The organism is Streptomyces sp. NPDC041205, assembly GCF_055591765.1.
In genome coordinates this window covers 325809-342962 of record NZ_JBVIZH010000004.1, presented here as the reverse complement: position 1 = coordinate 342962, position 17154 = coordinate 325809, and the positions used below count along the sequence as shown (strand labels likewise).

Annotated in this window: 10 protein-coding genes; 7 read left to right on the top strand and 3 right to left on the bottom strand. The window is 73.1% G+C overall.

The features are described from left to right. Positions 1-318: 318 nt before the first annotated feature. Positions 319-1791, bottom strand: a complete 1473-nt coding sequence (locus ACZ6BG_RS21280) for a hypothetical protein (protein WP_469003597.1) — start codon at positions 1789-1791, stop codon at positions 319-321. A gap of 214 nt (positions 1792-2005) precedes the next feature. Then, on the bottom strand, positions 2006-3319 hold the full coding sequence (locus tag ACZ6BG_RS21275; protein WP_469003595.1) for an aromatic ring-hydroxylating oxygenase subunit alpha: 1314 nt from the start codon (positions 3317-3319) through the stop codon (positions 2006-2008). A 405-nt stretch (positions 3320-3724) separates the two neighbouring features. Between ACZ6BG_RS21275 and ACZ6BG_RS21270 the strand changes: the two genes are divergently transcribed. The 6 genes from ACZ6BG_RS21270 to ACZ6BG_RS21245 all read left to right on the top strand — a co-directional run bounded on the left by ACZ6BG_RS21270 (position 3725) and on the right by ACZ6BG_RS21245 (position 11605). Beyond that, positions 3725-5236: a glycoside hydrolase family 3 protein gene (locus ACZ6BG_RS21270; protein ID WP_469003593.1), complete on the top strand. Its 1512-nt coding sequence runs from the start codon at positions 3725-3727 to the stop codon at positions 5234-5236. 972 nt (positions 5237-6208) lie between these two features. Beyond that, positions 6209-7234, top strand: coding sequence for a phytanoyl-CoA dioxygenase family protein (locus ACZ6BG_RS21265; RefSeq protein ID WP_469003590.1), 1026 nt, complete (start codon positions 6209-6211; stop codon positions 7232-7234). Between the two features lie 20 nt (positions 7235-7254). Then, positions 7255-8565, top strand: a complete 1311-nt coding sequence (locus ACZ6BG_RS21260; protein WP_469003588.1) for a DUF6271 family protein — start codon at positions 7255-7257, stop codon at positions 8563-8565. An 18-nt stretch (positions 8566-8583) separates the two neighbouring features. After that, on the top strand, positions 8584-9798 hold the full coding sequence (locus ACZ6BG_RS21255) for a type III PLP-dependent enzyme (protein WP_469003586.1): 1215 nt from the start codon (positions 8584-8586) through the stop codon (positions 9796-9798). Next, positions 9795-10358 carry a GNAT family N-acetyltransferase gene (locus ACZ6BG_RS21250; protein WP_469003584.1) on the top strand — a complete coding sequence of 188 codons (564 nt, stop codon included), beginning with the start codon at positions 9795-9797 and terminating at the stop codon, positions 10356-10358. The genes ACZ6BG_RS21255 and ACZ6BG_RS21250 overlap by 4 nt, the downstream gene beginning before the upstream one ends. 8 nt (positions 10359-10366) lie before the next feature. Next, positions 10367-11605 (top strand): MFS transporter, encoded by a 1239-nt coding sequence (locus tag ACZ6BG_RS21245; protein WP_469003582.1) that lies wholly within the window; start codon positions 10367-10369, stop codon positions 11603-11605. 157 nt (positions 11606-11762) lie between these two features. On the opposite strand, the gene ACZ6BG_RS21240 is transcribed toward ACZ6BG_RS21245, so the two are convergent. Further along, positions 11763-15218 carry an AfsR/SARP family transcriptional regulator gene (locus ACZ6BG_RS21240; RefSeq protein ID WP_469003580.1) on the bottom strand — a complete coding sequence of 1152 codons (3456 nt, stop codon included), beginning with the start codon at positions 15216-15218 and terminating at the stop codon, positions 11763-11765. Positions 15219-15375: 157 nt separating this feature from the next. Here ACZ6BG_RS21240 and ACZ6BG_RS21235 point away from each other — a divergent pair, with 157 nt between their 5' ends. Next, positions 15376-17094, top strand: coding sequence for an MFS transporter (locus ACZ6BG_RS21235; protein WP_469003578.1), 1719 nt, complete (start codon positions 15376-15378; stop codon positions 17092-17094). Positions 17095-17154: the final 60 nt, after the last annotated feature.

Below are 17154 nucleotides of genomic sequence, written 5' to 3'. Positions count from 1 at the left end.
TGAGGCGAAGGGACCTGGCGTTCCGGCCACCTCGACGCGTGTCCCGGAAGACCGTGCGGGTCCGCGGACTGCGCGGGTCCACGCGTCTTCGGTGCGCGGGTGCGCCTCGCGGCGCGGGGTGGGGCATCCGGCACCACAGGGGCTCCGGGCGTGTGCGGGTGACTTGGGGCGGGACGCTAGTCAGCTTTCATCGAACCCGGAAGCCCTTGCGCGACAAGGAACCCAACTTTTTCTCGCAGCAGGACAAAGCACGGTCCGGGGACCCGGCGGTGCGGGGCGCGGCCTCCCCCGCACCGCCGGGTACGGAGCGGTCGCCGCTCAGGGAGCGATGCCCACGCCCGGGATACGCCCCCACCCCCGCTCCTGCGCCGCAGTCATCGCGGGCCAGGAGTGTCCGCCGGGGCGCGGCCGCACCCGCGAGGCGTACTCCCCCGGCACGAAGCGGGGGTCGTAGAAGCAGCCCGTGCCGTACGTCGCGTCGAAGGCCGGGCAGGAGGCGGCCACGGACGCCGGGGTGGGCTTCCTGCCCTTGCGCACCCATGTGTCCAGCGCGGCAAGGGAGTTGGCGTACTCGGCCGCGCTCAGCCCGCTGTGCTCGTGCTCCCGTGTGAACGTCTGCACCAGATGCCGGTCCCGGCCCGCTCCGCGCAGCGACGCGCGGTAGGCCGCCTCGTGTTCGACGAAGGCCGTGGGGTCGTCGATCGCGTGCAGCGTGAGCACGGGGATCGCGACCTTCCCGGTCAGGTCGCTGTCGTACGACAGGTCGCGCGCCGCGGTGGGGTCGGCCGCGAACCGCTGCACCCCGGCGTTGAGGGCCTTGTCGTCGTGGGACCCGGAGTAGCGCACGCCCTTGTTGCTGAAGGGGTTCCGGCCGCCGAGCCGCTTGTCGACGATGTCGCGGAAGGTGAACGTCGCGAACTTCAGGTGGGATTCCAGGGCGCGCTCCGGGATCCGGGTGACGGCGAGGATGTCGTCGAGGTTGCGCTGCTGGCGGGCCGTGCGGGCGGCGGGCGCCGAGGCCAGGCCGGTGCACTTCTGAAGCCGGGCCACGAGGTCGGCGCCGGTCATCGTGGAGTCCTTCGGCAGGCCGCTCCACAGCGGGTACTGGGGCTCGGACGGCCGGGGGTGGTTCTGGCAGTAGTACTGGTAGACGACGCGCAGATCCACGCGGTAGTCGTAGCCGCGCGACCCGCCGCCGAGCACGCCGTTGGTGAGCAGCGCGCCGTCGTAGGGCCGTCCGCCGCGCGAGCCGTAGGTCTCCACGGCCTTGGCGGCGACGTCACCTCCCCAGGACTGGCCGTGCAGGTACGTCTTCCGCGGCTTGCGGAACTCCCGCACGAAGAGCTTGCGCAGGTTCTCCGTGTCCGCGGCGGCCATACGCGTGCCGTAGCCGCCCCGGCGGTAGGAGGAGCCCGCCCACGCGTACCCCTCGTCCACCATCACCGACCAGCGGTCCAGGTCGTCGGCGCTGCGCTGCGGGTCGGAGCGGGCGCCGAGGTCAGGGCCGCCGTGCGCGTGCAGGACCAGAGAGCCGTTCCAGTCCCGGGGGACGGCGATGGTGTAGTACGCGCCGTTGCCGTCCCGGCCGGCGTAACACGCGGCCTTCGCGCCCACACCCGCCGGGCAGTCCACGGGGCGGGGGCGTCCGGGGTCGGCCGCGGTGGCGGGCACGGGTCCCGCGAGGCCCGCCGTGAGGACCACGGCGACGCCACCGGCGAGGACGGCGGCGCACCACCGCCGGTGGGACATGCGTGCACGGCGCTGTCGGCGTGCGGTCAGCCAGTTGCCCATGAGTCGTCCTTCCCCGGGCCTCCAGGCGCGGCCCTCGCGCGGAGGGCTCGATGCTAGGCACCGGTGAAGGGGTGGACGAGGCCTCGGGGATTGCGTTCATATTGATCTCTGCGGCCGCCCCCCTGTCGACCTCCGCGGTCCCCCTATTGACTCTGCGACCCCCTTGTTGATCTCCGCGGCCGCCCGCGCCGGGCACCACCGCCCGCTCAGGTCGTCACCGCCAGCTCAGGTCGCCACTGCCCCCCACCCCGGCGAGGCGCCACGCCAGATACCGCTGGAACTGCCACAACGGACGCTCCAGATGCGAGAAGCGACCGCCCGACGGCGCGGGGTCGGTGGCGAGGCCGCGCTGGACCCCGTGGATCGCCACCAGGTCCTCGGCCTGGATGATCTCGAACCGCTGCCGGGACGCCTCCACATAGGCGTCGAAGCCGGGCCGCTCCTTGGCCTCCGCGGGGACCAGGACGGTGAAGACCGCGTCATGGGCGGCCGGGCCCCTCGGGATCCAGCGCGCGAACGCCACGCTGTCGGGCATCAGGGCCATCGCCATGTTCGGGAAGACGCCCGCGACCGTCATGCCGGAGAGCTGGCGCATGCCGAGTCCGGGGATGAGGGTGCCCACCAGGTCCATGCCGTCCGGCCCCTGCGGGATCTCCATGTCGGGTGAGAACGGGGTGTACATGCTGAACCCGCGCCCCTCGCAGGCGTCGACGACGGTGTCCTTGCCGGGGAGGATCCGTTCGAGGGTGTCGGCGTGCGAACCCATGTGGTGGTAGTTCTCCGAACCGTTCTCGAACGCAACCTTCCAGTTCGCGGGAACGCCGTCCCAGCGGGCCGTGAACCCGACGACGAGGTCCGCGAGGCGGTACGGGGCCACCGTGGCGTCGAGCGCGGTCAGCTGCGGGGCCAGCGGGTCCGCGTCCGGGGCCGCGTTGACCATCAGCAGGCCGTGCCAGACCTCCAGGCGGTGCTCGGGGAGTCGGCAGGCGGCACGGTCGAACTCGACCTTGTTCATCAGCGGGGCGCCCGCGAGCTGACCCGCGAACTCGCCGTTCAGGCGGTACGTCCAGGTGTGGTACGGACAGGTGAGCCGTTTGAGCGAGCCCTGGTCGGGGGTTGTCTCGGGCGGCAGTACGTCCATGAAACGGTGCCTGCACACCCTCGACAAGGCGTGCAGGTCGCCGTTCTCGTCGCGGGTGATGACCAGGGGCTCGCCGAGGTCGTCCGTACGCAGATAGTCGCCGGGGCGGGGGACCTGCGAGACATGGCCGACGCACAGCCAGTCGCTGCCGAATATGCGGTCCCTCTCCAGCTCGTGGAAGTCCTCGCTGGTATAGGCACGGGCGGGAAGGGTCTCGCCGCGCTCCAGGGGAAGCTCGGCGAGCCGGGCCAGTTCCCCGAGCAGGGCGGGCAGTCCGCTGTTCGAGGATCCGTCGCGCGGGGAGAGGTGTCCGTCGCGCGCGGAAAGACGTCCGTTGTGCGGGGAGGAAGGTCCGCCGCGCGGAGAGGAGAGTCCGTCGTGCAGCATCGTGGCACCGCCTTCAGTCCGGGATCTCCTTTCATGCTCCGCCGCGGCCGACGGAGCGGGATCGACAGCCTGAACGACATTCGGGTACATCCTTCGGCTGACCCGGGCAATCCGGATGTCCGATGCACGGGAGACAGGCGATCGGCGTAAACTCGCCGCCCACCTAAAGGTCTAGGCCAATGACTGACACCTGAGGCACGGGAGGCAGGGGTCGACAAGCGAACGACCGCTGCCCCGCGATCACCCCAAACCCCCTGCCCGTGCAGCACATTTGAGCACACACCGGCACGGAACGACTCCTTGACGCGGTTGATTGGTATAGGCCAATATCCACCTCGTTCGCACCGCTTTCGCCGCGGTCGACCGATCCGCCGATCCCGCACCCCGCTCCTCCGGAGGTCCCTCATGGCAAGCGACAGCCACCCGCACCTCACCCGGCTGGCCAACTCCGTGCTCCAACCGGGCTTCGCGGGCACCACCGCCCCGGACTGGGTGCGCCGCCGGATCGCCGACGGGCTCGCATCCGTCGTGCTCTTCGGCCGCAACATCGAGAGCCCCGAGCAGGTCGCCGCCCTCACCGCGGCCCTGCGCGCCGAGAACCCGGACCTGATCGTCGCCATCGACGAGGAGGCCGGCGACGTCACCCGCATCGGCGCCCGCACCGGCGCCTCCTGGCCGGGCAACCTCGCGCTCGGCGCCATCGACGACCCCGACCTCACCGAGCAGGTCGCCCGCGACATCGGCCGCCAACTGCGGTCGATCGGCGTCTCGTTGGACTTCGCGCCCAGCGCCGACGTGAACTCCAACGCGATGAACCCGGTCATCGGGGTCCGCTCCTTCGGCGCGAGCACGGACGTGGTGGCCCGGCAGACCGCCGCCTGGATCCGCGGCCTGCAGTCCGTCGGCGTCGCCGCCTGCGCCAAGCACTTCCCCGGCCACGGCGACACCGACGTCGACTCCCACCACGGCCTGCCGCGGTTCACGGCCGACGCCGACGAGATCGCCCGGACCGCCCTGCCGCCGTTCGCCGCCGCGATGGACGCGGGCGTCCGCGCCGTCATGACCGCGCACATGCTCGTCCCTGCCCACGACGACGAGATGCCCGCCACGCTCAGCGGCCCGATCATCAACGGCCTGCTGCGCGAGAAGCTCGGCTTCACCGGCCTCGTCGTCACCGACGGCATCGAGATGGGCGCCGTGACCGGCCCGTACGGCATCACCGGCGCCACCGTCCGAGCGGTCGCCGCGGGCGTGGACGCGGTGTGCGTCGGCGGCGAGAGCGCGGAGGAGTCCACCACCGTCGACCTCGCCGACGCCCTCGTGCGCGCGGTGCTCGACGGCACGCTGCCCGAGGAGCGCCTGACCGAAGCGGCCGCGCGCGTGGGCGAGTTCGCCACCTGGTCGGCCGCTCTCGCCCGGCAGGCGGACCCCGAAGCGGACGCCTCCGACATCGGCCTGGTCGCGGCCCGCCGCGCCGTACGCGTGCATCGCAGCGGCAACGGCGCCGAGCTCCCGCTCACGGCCGACCCGCACGTCGTCGAACTCTCCCCCACCATGAGCCTCGCCGTCGACGGCGCCACCCCGTGGGGCGTCGGTGAGCCGCTGCGCGCGCTGCGCCCCGGCACGACGTCCGTGCGGATCTCCGAGTCCGAACTGACCGGCGGGGACGACCTCCTCGACCGTCTCGCCCTGGCCCCCGCGAACGGCCGGGACCTGATCGTCGTCGTCCGTGACGCGGCCCGGCACCCGTGGATGTCCCAGGCGCTCCAGGGCCTGGTGCGCCGCCGCCCGGACGCCCTGGTGGTGGAGATGGGCGTTCCCGCGGGCGAACAGGTCGGCGCGGTCCACGTGACGACGTACGGCGCCACCCGGGTCTCCGGCATCGCCGTCGCCGAGGTACTCACCGGCGCCTCCTGAGCGCCGGGGCGGCCCGGTGACGGGCCGCCCCGCAGCCGGTCCACGAAGGCGGTCCGCGAGGCAGTCCGAGGCATCCCGAGCCCCCCGCACGGCCCTCCGAGACGACCCGTGAAGCCCTCCGGGGCAGCCCCGAAGGGCACACCCGCGGGCCGCACACATGCCCGTAAAGGCAGCAACACACCCGGTTCGGGCGGGGGTTGACTTCGCCCTTGGTCTAGTCCATCTTTGGTTGAAACCGAAGCTGGTCTAGTCCACTCCGGGGAGGGTGCGCGCCGGATCCAGGAGTCCGGTGCGGGTCCACCGCCGAGGGGGACGACCGGCAGCGCGCGTCCACCGCGGCCTCTTGCCCCGGGAGCGGCGTCAAGTACGAGGAGGTAGCACCACCGGCTCTGTCGACACCGAGCGCCACGGCGCCCGTGCCACCGGCACGACAGTGCCCCGCAGCCCTGCCACCCCGCTGCCCCTCCTCCCGCCACGCCGCCCGCCCCGGGCGCACCTCGCCGAGGGCGCGGCCCGGCGGACCACGGCCGAGTACCCTTCGGCCGCGCTCCGCCGCCACGATCCGCACGCCATGCCACCATCGTGGCCCCGGACCGACCACCCCCACGCCACGGCAGCCGCACCGACCGTCCGTCACCCCTCTCGCCCACCCCCGCACACCGCGTCCCATGCGGTCGGCGGGAAACGAACCCGCACGCACTCCGACCTCGGACACACCGGGGCACGTCGTCGCATGACGCCCCCGCGACCGGACGCCCGCGGCGCGTGCCGCCCCGGTATCTCCACCCGGCCCGGCGGGCAGTGCCGCTCCCGGACCGCGACGACGGCAGCTCGTTGGCCCTTCTCGTCGCCGCCTCCCCCAGCGAGGCCTCCCCCCACGCGCGAACCCGCCGAGCCGCGGCCCCCGCCTGCCCTTTCGCCGTGCCCACAAGTGCCCCTTCACCGCGTCCCAGCAGCCTTGGAGGACCCCGCATGTCCACCCCGTACGAATTCCTGCACCGAGCCGCGTCGGACCGCCCGTACTTCAGCTCGGACGGCGAGACGTACCTGGCGCAGTTCCCGCTGAACGAGATCAAGAAGACACACCCGCTGCGCGTCCTCACCGAGGAGCAGTTCGCCTCCTGGCAGACCTACGGCTATGTGGTGGTCCCGGAGGCGATATCCGCCGAGGCCGCGGGCCGTCTGCTCGACTTCACCTGGGAGTTCCAGGGACTCGACCGGTCCCGGCCCGACACCTGGTACGAGGAGCGGGAGTTCAGCACCGACCTGGAGCGGGACCTCTACATCTACGGCTTCGTGGAGGCGTACCACCACCAGCTGATCTGGGACAGCCGCCAGACGCAGCGGGTCTACGACGCGTTCGTCGACGTGTGGGACTGCGAAGAGCTGTGGGTGACCCTCGACCGGCTCAACCTCAACCCGCCGAACGTCAGGAACCGTGACCGCGCGCTGATCGCGCCCACCGACGAGGGCTTCGACATCGAGCTGCACTGGGACGTCGACTCCACGCGCGGGGTGCTGCCGCAGCGGGTGCAGGGCATCATCGCGCTCCACGACACCCAGCCCGAGCTGGGCGGTTTCCAGTGCTCACCGGAGCTGTTCCGGCAGTTCGACCGGTGGAAGCTCGACCAGCCCGCGGACCGCGACCCGATCCGGCCCAACACCGACCGCGCCGAATTCCCGGTGGTGAGACCCGAGTTGAAGGCGGGCGACCTGCTGATCTGGAACGGCATGCTGGCGCACGGCGTGGCCCCCAACACCTCCGACAACGGGGTCCGCTCGGTGCAGTACCTCTCCATGATGCCGGCGCTCGAGGAGAGTCACGCGCTGCGCAAGTCGCGCGTCGAGTCCTGGCGGAACCTGTCCACGCCGGACTGGAACGCGACGCTCGTCGGCGACGCCACGAAGCACGAGTCGCTGCGCTACGGCACCGCCGAACTCAGCGAACTCGGCGAGAAGCTCCTCGGCCTCAGTTCCTGGCACGCCGACAACGCCTAGTGGTGAAGCGGAGAACCGCCATGCGCAAGATCTGCCTGACCCTGCCCACCAACAGGGCGTGCACCGCGATGATCGTGGCCCTGCTCCAGGAGGCGGAGTACGCGGCCCGCACCTTCGACGTCGAGGTGCACGTCCTGATCCTGGACTCCTCAGGACCCGCGACCTTCGCCGAGCACGCCCGCGCCGCCCGGACGGCGCCCGCCGCCGCGGGGATCGTGGTCCATCACCTCGGCGAGGACGAGCAGCGGGACTTCCTGCGGGAGGTGATCGACGCCTCGGGCGCCGTGAAGCAGGAGCTGCTGCTCGACCTGATGCTGCCCGCCGCCGTGTCGTACGGCGCCTGCACCAACCGGGCGTTCCTCGTCGCCGCCGCGCTCGGCTGCGCGTCGGTGCACCGCAGGGACTCCGACAGCGACTACCAGGTCCTGGGCGGTGAGCCCGTCTACCCCGTCCACCACGAGCTGATGTCCCTCGGCAAGCGCGCGGCCGACGCGGCCGGGGGCGTCACCGGGACCGACCTCGCGGCGGAGCACGCGGACAAGCCCGTGGTGCTCGTGGGTTCGTCGTTCATCGGTGAACTGTCCGTGGACATCGGCGAGATGCGCGACCTGGACCGCGACGTCTACTACGACGTCGTCAGTCTGTGGGCGCCGCCGGAGTGGTCCGCGGAGCAGAAGCGGGAACTGGTCGACGAGTCCTTCCGGGGCGCCGGGCACGAGCCGTTCACGGGCGACCGCGCGGACCTGACCCTCGTCGACCCCATGCGTGTCGACATGTGCAACGTCAGCTTCCACGGAATACACGAGCGGGTGCCGCTGCCCCCGGCCACCGACACCATCGGCAGCGACTACTTCCTGCTGCATCTGGTGTACGACGCCACGCTGCCCGGGGTCGTGCACAACCGCAACATCGTGAACTTCTACACGGGCGAGCGCAGGACCCAGTCCGGCTTCGTCGCGTACCAGAACCGGTTCGTGAAGTTCTTCCTGTCGATGCTGTACCTCAACCACGTCTACCGCGAGATGACGGCGGCCGGGTCCGCGCTGCTCGACGAGCACCACGAGGTGCGCGTCCCGAGGATCGCCGAACTCGTCCGGGAGAGCACCCGGTTGGACACGGCGGAGAACGTGGCGCGGCTCGACGCCCTCGATCGTTCCTACCGGAAGCTGGGCGGCAAGTACGCCGCGTTCGCCGACACGCTCGTGCCCCGGCGCGGGCGGCTGCTCGACGAGGCACGGCAGGACATGGAGGACTTCGCGCTGCTCATCGAGGGCTGGGCGGCGCTGGTCCGGGCGAGCCGGTCCACGCGCCTCGGCCGACGGCACGCGTAGCGGAACAGGGCATCCACCATGTACGAAACGACCAACCTGCGGGCGGCCCTGGCGGCCGCCACGGAGGACCAGATCGTCTACGACCTCCCCGGCATCGCCGACCGGCACGACTCCCTGGTGCGGGAACTGCCGGGCGTGGCCGTCCGGTTCGCGATGAAGGCCTGTCCGGTCGACGAGGTGCTTTCCTGCCTCGCGGGGCGGGGCGCCGGGTTCGACGCGGCGAGCCCGCACGAGATCGCGCAGGCCCTCGCCACCGGCACCCCGACGGACCGGATCCACTACGGCAACACCATCAAGTCCGACCGGCACATCGCCGAGGCGTACGACCTCGGCATCAGGGACTTCGCGACGGACAGCGTGGAGGACGTGCGTGCGCTGGCGGCGCTCGCCCCCGGCTCCCGGGTGTTCTGCCGCCTCGCCACCGACGGCGAGGGCGCCCTGTGGGGCCTCAGCCACAAGTTCGGCTGCTCCCCCGCCGACGCCCTGCGGGTGCTCTCGACGGCGCGGGCGTCGGGTCTGACGCCGTCGGGTCTGTCCGTGCACGTCGGCTCCCAGCAGATGACGGCCGAGGCGTGGCACGCCGCGTTCGACCGCATGGCCGACGTGCTCGTGGCCCTGGAGCGGCGCGGCATCCGCCTCGACCACATCAACCTGGGCGGCGGCCTGCCCGCCCTCGGCTACCGGGACCGGCACGGCAGGCCCCTCGACCCGCCCCTGGACAAGATCTTCGCCGTGATCCGGGAGGGCATGCAGCGGCTCAGGGCCGTCACCGGGACCCCGCTGGACTTCGTCATCGAGCCGGGCCGCTATCTCGTCGCCGACCACGGCGCCGTCCGCGCCCATGTGTCGCGCCTTTCCGCGCGCGAGCAGGTCAGCGGGGAGCGCCAGCACTGGCTGTACCTGAGCTGCGGCAAGTTCAACGGCCTGTACGAGATGGACGCGCTCCAGTACACGCTGGTGTTCCCCGAGTACCGGGGCAGCGACTACGTCCCGGCGGTCGTCGCGGGTCCCACCTGCGACAGCGACGACGCGTACAGCCACGAGGGCAGCCTCGTGCACGTGCCGCGGAGCGTCGCGTCGGGCGATCCGGTGTGGATCCTGTCCTCCGGCGCGTACGCGGCGAGCTACACCACGCAGGGCTTCAACGGCTTCGGCCCGCTGCCCTACACGTGGATACGCGGCGAGGGCGACACCGCGCCCGTCGTCTCCTCGGCGGGAGGGCGCGCGCGATGACTCACGACGTACGCGTCCGGCTGCGCCCCATCGCCGACGGCGACTGGGACGGCATCGCGGCGCTGGAGGCCGAGGTGTACACGCCGCTCGGGCTCTCGGAGGGGCGGGCCGCCCTGGAGTCACGGGCACGGGCCTCGCCGAGCACCTGCTTCGTGCTCGACTACGCCGGGGGGCCCGCGGGGTATCTGCTCGCGCTGCCGTATCCGCCGTTCGAGTCGCCGGACCTGGCGCGGCCCGAGGAGCCCGTGCCCGGCGCCGACCCCGGCTCCCCCCAAGCCCCCGCTTCCCCCGCCTTCCCCTCCGACAATCTGCACCTGCACGACCTCGTCGTCGCCGAGGACTTCCGGGGGCGCGGGCTCGCCCGGCGGCTCCTGCGGCATCTGGCGACGACCGCGCGGTCGCAGACGTACGAGCAGATCTCCCTGGTCGCCGTCGCGGGGAGCGAGACCTTCTGGTCGGCGCAGGGGTACCGGGCCCATCGGGAGATCCCGCTCCCGGGCAGCTACGGCACGGACGCGGTCTACATGTCCGCGGCGGTGCCGGAAGGACGAAGAGGCTGAAGACGCTCATGCAAAGATCGCTCGTTCGCGATGAGTTCCGGCGCGCACAACTGGCCATCGCGGCGCTGTTCTGCGTCCTGGGCTTCCAGTACGCCACGTGGGCGGCCAGGCTGCCCGCGCTCAAGTCCCGGCTCGACCTGTCCGAGGCCGAGCTGGGGCTGCTCCTGATGGCCTGCGGTGTGGGCGCGGCGGCGTCCTTCCCGCTGGTCGCCGCGCTCACCCGGCGCTGGGGCTCGCGGCGCCTCGCGCTGGTGTCGGCCCTGTTCCTCGGCGTGCTCCTGCTCGCCCTCGCCGCCGCGCCGAACTACCCGGTCGCCCTCGTCGTCATGTGCGCCGACGGCGTGGGGGTCGGATGTCTGAACGTCGCCATGAACGCGCAGGGCGCCGCGCTGGAGGCCCGGCACGAGCGGACGGCCATGTCGCAGCTGCACGCGACGTTCAGCGCCGGTTCACTGGGGGCCGCGCTCCTCGCCTCCGGCATGAGCGCGCTGAGTTCGTCGGTGGCGCTGCACTTCGGCGTCGCCACCGTGCTGGTCCTGCTGTTGACGCTGTTCGCCCAACCGGCGCTGCTTCCGGACGAGAAGCCCGCCGACGCGGCCACCGAGCAGGACGTCGACGAACCCGCAGACGGGGCGCGGAAGAAGGCCCGGCGCGGCTGGAGCCTGCCCTCCCGCGTGACCCTGTGGATGGGCGGCGCCATGGTGTGCGGCACCGTGGCGGAGGGCGCCATGAACGACTGGTCGGCGCTGTACATGAAGGAGGTCGCCGACGCGTCGGCGCGCCTCGCGCCGCTCGGCATCGCCGTGGTCTCCGTCATGATGGTGCTCGCCCGGCTCTTCGCCGACGGCTGGCGCACCCGGTTCGGCGACGGCCTCGTCGTGCGCGTGGGCAGTCTCCTGGCCGCCGCGGGCCTCGCGTTCGCCCTCCTCGCCGGTGGTGTCGTACCGGCCCTGATCGGCTTCGCCTGCATGGGCCTCGGCATCGCCGCGGTCACGCCGTGCGTGTACGTGGCGGCGGCGCGGCAGGGTTCGGAGGCGCTGGCTCTTGTCGCCGCGATGGGTACGACGGGCCTGCTCGCCGGGCCGCCGCTCATCGGTTTCCTCGCCCACGGCACGAGCCTGGTCTGGGGCATGGCGGCGGTGGCGGTCTCGGCGTCGCTGGTGTCGGTGTGCGCGGCACGCATCGGCTGGCCGACGGCTGCGGCGCGGGGGACGGAGGCTGAGGCGGAGGCGGAGGCGAAGGTGTGAGGGGGTGGGCGGGGTGCCTCGGGGACGGGGTGCACGCCCGCCAGGAAGTGGACCGCCTCGGCAATGCGCCGGGGCGGTCGGCTTTTTCGGCCGGGGGCCGCTTGGGACCGCCTTTTCGGCGCGCGCCCGCCTCGGGCCGCCGGTTCCAGCGCCCCCATCACGCCACGGCGCACGCCTCCACCCGACAAGCCGCCACCGCCTCCTCCGGCGTCATCGCGCCCCCGCGCCGGTACGCGACCCCGTACGCCTCCTCGTCCAGAAGGCCGCGTACCGCCGCGCTGATCCGATCGACGTCGCCGTGTTCGGCGGGTGGCAGCGGCATGCCGACCGACTCGCGGGCCGTGTGTGCCGCGCCGAGGAGCACGGCGGCGCACACGGGGCTGCCATCGAGGGCGTGGGCTCCGGCGAGGCCTTCGAGGGCGAAGGCCTGGGCGCGGGCGTCCCCGGTGTTGCGGGCCGCGGCCCAGCCCTCCAGGTGGAGCCGCAGGGACGCCGCCGCGTCACCGCGCTGTTCGGCGATGAAGCCGAGTTCGGCGAGGACGAGCGCGATGCCCGGTTCGAAGGCCATCCGGGTGAGCCACGGCAGGACTTGGCGCAGCCGGGTCTCGGCGGCGTCGAGGCGGCCCGCACGGCGGGCGCCGAGGGCGAGGCCGACCTCGGCGCGGATCACGCCCGGTGTGAAGCTGTGCTCCGCGGCGAGCCGCATGGCCCGTTCGTGGAAGGCGCGCGCCGCGTCGTGGTCCCCGGTGAGGGTGGCGGTGCTGCCGAGGCCGCAGAGCTGGTCGGCGGCCTCGGGCCAGAGCCCGAGGTCCTCGGCCAGGCGCAGCCCCTCCTCGTGCAGCCGGGCGGCCCGCCCGTAGTCGCCGGTCATCTGGGCGAGTCCGGCGAGGGGTTCGACGGTCAGCAACTGCCCCCAGCTGTCGCCGAGTCCGGCGAAGAGGTCCGCGCTCTGCCGCCCGGCGCGTTCGAGGGTGCGCAGGTCGCCGCGTACGTGGGCCTGGTTGGCGCGGACGCACAGGGCCGCGGCGAGGCCCCACTGGTCGTCGAGGGCACGGAATCCGTCGAGGGCGAGGCGGATCAGCTCCTCGCTGGCGGCCTGGTCGCCCACGCCGAACAGGGCGAAGCCGAGGAACCACTGGGCGCGGGCGCCCTCGCGCCGGTCCGTGATGTCCTTGGAGAGTTCGACGGCGCCCCAGTTCCACTCCGCGCGGTCGGCTCCGTCCCCGACGAGCACCGCGAATCCGGCCTGCCAGGCCCGTGCCTGGGCCCGGGCGGAGGCGACGGACTCCGAGGTCGCGGCGGGTCCCGTGTGCCGCGCCGCGTCGAGCGCGGTCTCCAGGGATCTGCAGGCCTCTCTGAGCCGACCGCTCAGGAACCAGTACCAGGCGAGCGCGTTCACCAGGCGCAGCGCGTGGTGGGCGGCGCCGTCGCGCACGGCCTCGTCGAGGGCGCGGCGGAGGTTGGCGGCTTCCGCGTCCAGGAGCCGCAGGTGGCGCCGCTGGTCGCGGCCGCGCAGGTGGGGTGCGGCGCGTTCGGCGAGCGCGGTGTAGTGGTCACGGTGGCGACGGCGTACGCGCCCGGCCTCGCCCGCCTCCTCCAGGCGGGCCGCGCCGTAGTGCGCGACGGATTCCAGGAGCCGGTAGCGCAGCCCGTCGCCGCTGTCGACCGCGACGACCAGTGAGCGGTCCACGAGGCGTGCGAGCAGGTCGAACACGTCCTCGGGCAGCAGGCCTTCGCCCGCGCACACCTCCTCGGCGGCCGCCAGTGTGCAGCCGTCGGCGTGCGCGGCGAGCCTGCGGAGCACGGTCTGCTCGGGCGCGGTCAGCAGCTCCCAGCTCCAGTCGATCATCGCCCGCAGGGTCTGCTGCCTGGGCGGGGTGCCGCGTTGCCGGGCGGCGAGCAGCCGGAACCGGTCGTCGAGCCGGGCCACCAACTCCCTGACTCCGAGGGCCCGTACACGCGTGGCGGCCAGTTCGAGGGCGAGCGGGATGCCGTCGAGCCGGCGGCAGACCGTCGCGACGTCGTGGGCGTTGCCCGCGTCGAGGCGGAATCCGGGGGCAGCGGCGGCGGCTCGCGCGACGAAGAGCCGCACGGCGCCGGCGCGTGCCACGTCCGCCGCTTCCTCGTCCCGCGCGGGGTCGGGCACGTCGAGCGGCGGTACGGCCCAGATCGCCTCGCCGGGGATGCCGAGGGGTTCCTGGCTGGTGGCGAGGACCCGCAGACCGGCGGCGCGGCGCAGCAGCACGGAGGTCAGGTCGGCGACGGCGTCGACCACGTGCTCGCAGTTGTCGAGGACCAGCAGCAACCGCTGGTCGTCGAGCGCCTCGGCGAGCCGGTCGACCGGTGCGGCGGGGCTGTCCGGGGCGGCGGCTTCGGTGGCGGTCTCCTCGCGGATGCCGAGCGCGGCCATGACCGCCTCCGCGACGGCGTGCGGGGCGTCCGCCGGTTCCGTACGCCCCCGGGACGCGAGCTCGACGAGCCGGACACCGTCGGGGAAGTCACCCGCCACCTGCGCCGCCACGGCGAGCGCGAGCCGGGTCTTGCCCACCCCTCCGGCCCCGGTCAACGTCAACTGCCGCACCGAGCCGAGCAGGGACGTCACTTCGGCCAACGCGCCCTCGCGGCCGATGAGTTCGGTGAGGGGCACGGGCAGGCCGGTGTGAGGGCGAGGGGCGGGAGGCGGCGCGGGGCGCGACTCGTCGCCGCGTACAGAGCGGTCTTCGTCGCGTCGTACACAGGGGTGGTCGTCGCCACGGACAGAGCAGTCGTCGTCACGTCGTACGGCCCGGTCCTCGTCGCCGCGTACCGACCGGGAGCCGTCGGCCGGCATCGCGCGGCCCCGAGGCTTCACCCCCGCCGCCCCGAGCGCCGGATCCTGCTCCAGGATCGCCTGCTGCAGGCCGACAAGCTCCGGGCCGGGGTCGATCCCCAGCTCGTCCGCGAGCAGGACCCGCAGCTCCCGGTACGAGGCGAGCGCGTCACCCGCCCTCCCCGCGCCGTGGAGCGCGCGCATCTGGACCGCGCGCAGCCGCTCCCGCAGCGGGTGCTCCGCGACGAGCGCGCCGAGTTCCCCGGCCACGTCGCTGTACGCGCCGAGTTCGACGCGCGCCTGCCCGTACTCCTCCACGGCGGCGAGCCGGGCCTCCTCCAGGCGCGCCACGACCGGCCGCGCGAACGCGGTGTCCTCGAAGCCCGCGAACGCCGTACCACGCCAGAGCGCCAGGGCGTCCGACAGGAGCCCCGCGCGGACGCTCGGGTCGTCGGCGGCCCGCGCGCGGGCCGTCAGCGCGCCGAACCTGCCCGCGTCGACGCTGTCCCGGCCCGTGCGCAGCGCATAGCCGCTCTCCTGGAGCGTCAGGAGCCCGCGGCCGCCGGGCTCGGCGTCCTCGAAGGCGCGCCGCACCTGCCACACCTTGGTCTGCAGCGCCGCCGCGGGCTTGCCGGGCAGTTCCTCCTCGCCCCACAGGTCGTCGATCAGCCGGTCCGCGGACACGGGCCGCCCGTCGTGCGCCAGCAGCGCGGCCAGCAGGGCGCGGGTCTTGGTTCCTGGCACGGTGACCGGGTCGCCGTCCGCCGTCCGCACGGCCAGTGGCCCGAGCACCCCGAATCGCATGGCGTCACCGTAACTCAGCGCTGTGACCAGCGGGATGGCGGGCGTGAGGGTGCCGTGAGCGGACGGAGAGCGGTTCGTGAGCGCCCTGCCGCAAGCTGGCGTCCGCCCCGGTGATCAAGCCCGGGAGCGAGCACTGTCCCCTTGCGGAAGGCCCATCATGACCGCGTCGAACACACCGAAGGCGACGAACGCAACGGAGGCCGCCACTAAGGCCGTCACGACGTCCACGAACTCCGCGACGCCCACGCCACCCACGCCACGTACGGCCTCCGGTGCCCCGCCAGAGGCGGAGCGCGGAGCAGGGCCACGGGAATGGCTCGGCCTCCTCGTGCTCACGCTGCCCACGATCCTGCTGGCGCTCGACGCGACCGTGCTGAATCTGGCCGTGCCGGAGATCAGCGCCGATCTGGAGCCGAGCAGCGCTCAGTTGCTGTGGACGGTCGACATCTACGGCTTCATGATCGCCGGTCTTCTGGTGACGATGGGCACGCTGGGCGACCGGATCGGCCGCCGCAGGCTCCTGATGACCGGTGCCCTGGGCTTCGGCCTCGCCTCGGTCCTGGCGGCGAAGTCCACCAGCCCCGAGATGCTGATCGCCGCCCGGGCGCTGCTCGGCATCACGGGCGCCACCCTGATGCCGTCCACGCTCGCCCTGATCAGCAACATGTTCAAGGATCCGCGACAGCGCGGAGTGGCCATCAGCGTGTGGGTGACCTGCTTCTCCGTGGGCATCGCCGTCGGCCCGGTCCTCGGGGGTGTGCTCCTGGAGTGGTTCTGGTGGGGTTCGGTGTTCCTGCTCGGCGTCCCGGTCATGGTCGTGCTGCTGGTGGCCGCTCCGCTGCTGCTCCCGGAGTACCGGGACCCGGCGGCGGGGCGTATCGACGCGGCCAGCGTGGCGCTGTCCTTGGTGACGGTGCTTCCGGGCATCTACGGCGTCAAGCGGCTCGCCGAGCACGGCATCGACGCGCTCGCGGTCGCGGCGCTGCTGACCGGTGCGGTCTTCGGCGTGCTCTTCGCGCTGCGCCAGCGCCGTCTGGCCGACCCGCTGCTCGACCTGCGGCTGTTCCAGAACCGCGCGTTCGGCGCCGCGCTGCTCGTCCTGCTCCTCGGCCTGGGCGTGATGGGCGGGCTCTACCTCTTCATCACGCAGTACCTGCAGTTGGTCGAGGGCCTCTCGCCGCTGAAGGCCGGACTGTGGCTGCTGCCCGCCGCGGTCGCGCTGATCGTCGCCTCGTCGCTGACCCCTGCCCTTGCCCGTCGGATTCGTCCCGGGTACGTCGTCGGCGGCGCTCTGCTCGTCTCGGCGGCCGGCTACGCCCTGATCACCCAGGTGGACAGCGGCGGCGGGCTGCCCCTCCTGGTGACCGGCTTCGTCCTCGTCTACACGGGCATCAGCCCCATGATGGTCCTCGGCACGGACCTGGTGGTCGGCTCGGCCCCGCCGGAGAAGGCGGGTTCGGCCGCGGCCATGTCCGAGACGGGCATGGAGTTCGGGATCGCCCTCGGCATCGCCGGTCTGGGCAGCGTGGTCACGGCCGTCTACCGCGACGAGACCGTCGACACGCTTCCCCCCGCCCTCCCTGAGGACGCCGCGCACGCGGCCCGCGCCACGCTCGCCAACGCGGACGCCGTGGCGCGCGAACTCCCCGGCCCCCTGGGCCAGGAACTCCTCGAACCCGCACGGGAGGCCTTCACCGACGGCCTGAACGTCGCCGCCGGAGTCGCGGGCGCCGTCGTGGCGGTGCTCGCGGTGGCAGCGCTGGTGCTGCTGCGGCAGGTGCGGACGGGCTTCGAGGAGAGGGCCGAGGGCGAGGCGACCGCCGAGACACCCGAGGGGGCCGCGGAGGCGAGGGTTCCCGTGGGTGAGAGCCACTGACGACGACCCGACGGGGGGGGCGGTGTGGCGGACGGCGGAGCACGCGCCGTCCGCCACACC

Coding starts and splice junctions, on each gene's coding strand:
- ACZ6BG_RS21280 (WP_469003597.1), bottom strand. CDS start 1,791: ATGGGCAACTGGCTGACCGCACGCCGACAGCGCCGTGCACGCATGTCC.
- ACZ6BG_RS21275 (WP_469003595.1), bottom strand. CDS start 3,319: ATGCTGCACGACGGACTCTCCTCTCCGCGCGGCGGACCTTCCTCCCCG.
- ACZ6BG_RS21270 (WP_469003593.1), top strand. CDS start 3,725: ATGGCAAGCGACAGCCACCCGCACCTCACCCGGCTGGCCAACTCCGTG.
- ACZ6BG_RS21265 (WP_469003590.1), top strand. CDS start 6,209: ATGTCCACCCCGTACGAATTCCTGCACCGAGCCGCGTCGGACCGCCCG.
- ACZ6BG_RS21260 (WP_469003588.1), top strand. CDS start 7,255: ATGCGCAAGATCTGCCTGACCCTGCCCACCAACAGGGCGTGCACCGCG.
- ACZ6BG_RS21255 (WP_469003586.1), top strand. CDS start 8,584: ATGTACGAAACGACCAACCTGCGGGCGGCCCTGGCGGCCGCCACGGAG.
- ACZ6BG_RS21250 (WP_469003584.1), top strand. CDS start 9,795: ATGACTCACGACGTACGCGTCCGGCTGCGCCCCATCGCCGACGGCGAC.
- ACZ6BG_RS21245 (WP_469003582.1), top strand. CDS start 10,367: ATGCAAAGATCGCTCGTTCGCGATGAGTTCCGGCGCGCACAACTGGCC.
- ACZ6BG_RS21240 (WP_469003580.1), bottom strand. CDS start 15,218: ATGCGATTCGGGGTGCTCGGGCCACTGGCCGTGCGGACGGCGGACGGC.
- ACZ6BG_RS21235 (WP_469003578.1), top strand. CDS start 15,376: ATGACCGCGTCGAACACACCGAAGGCGACGAACGCAACGGAGGCCGCC.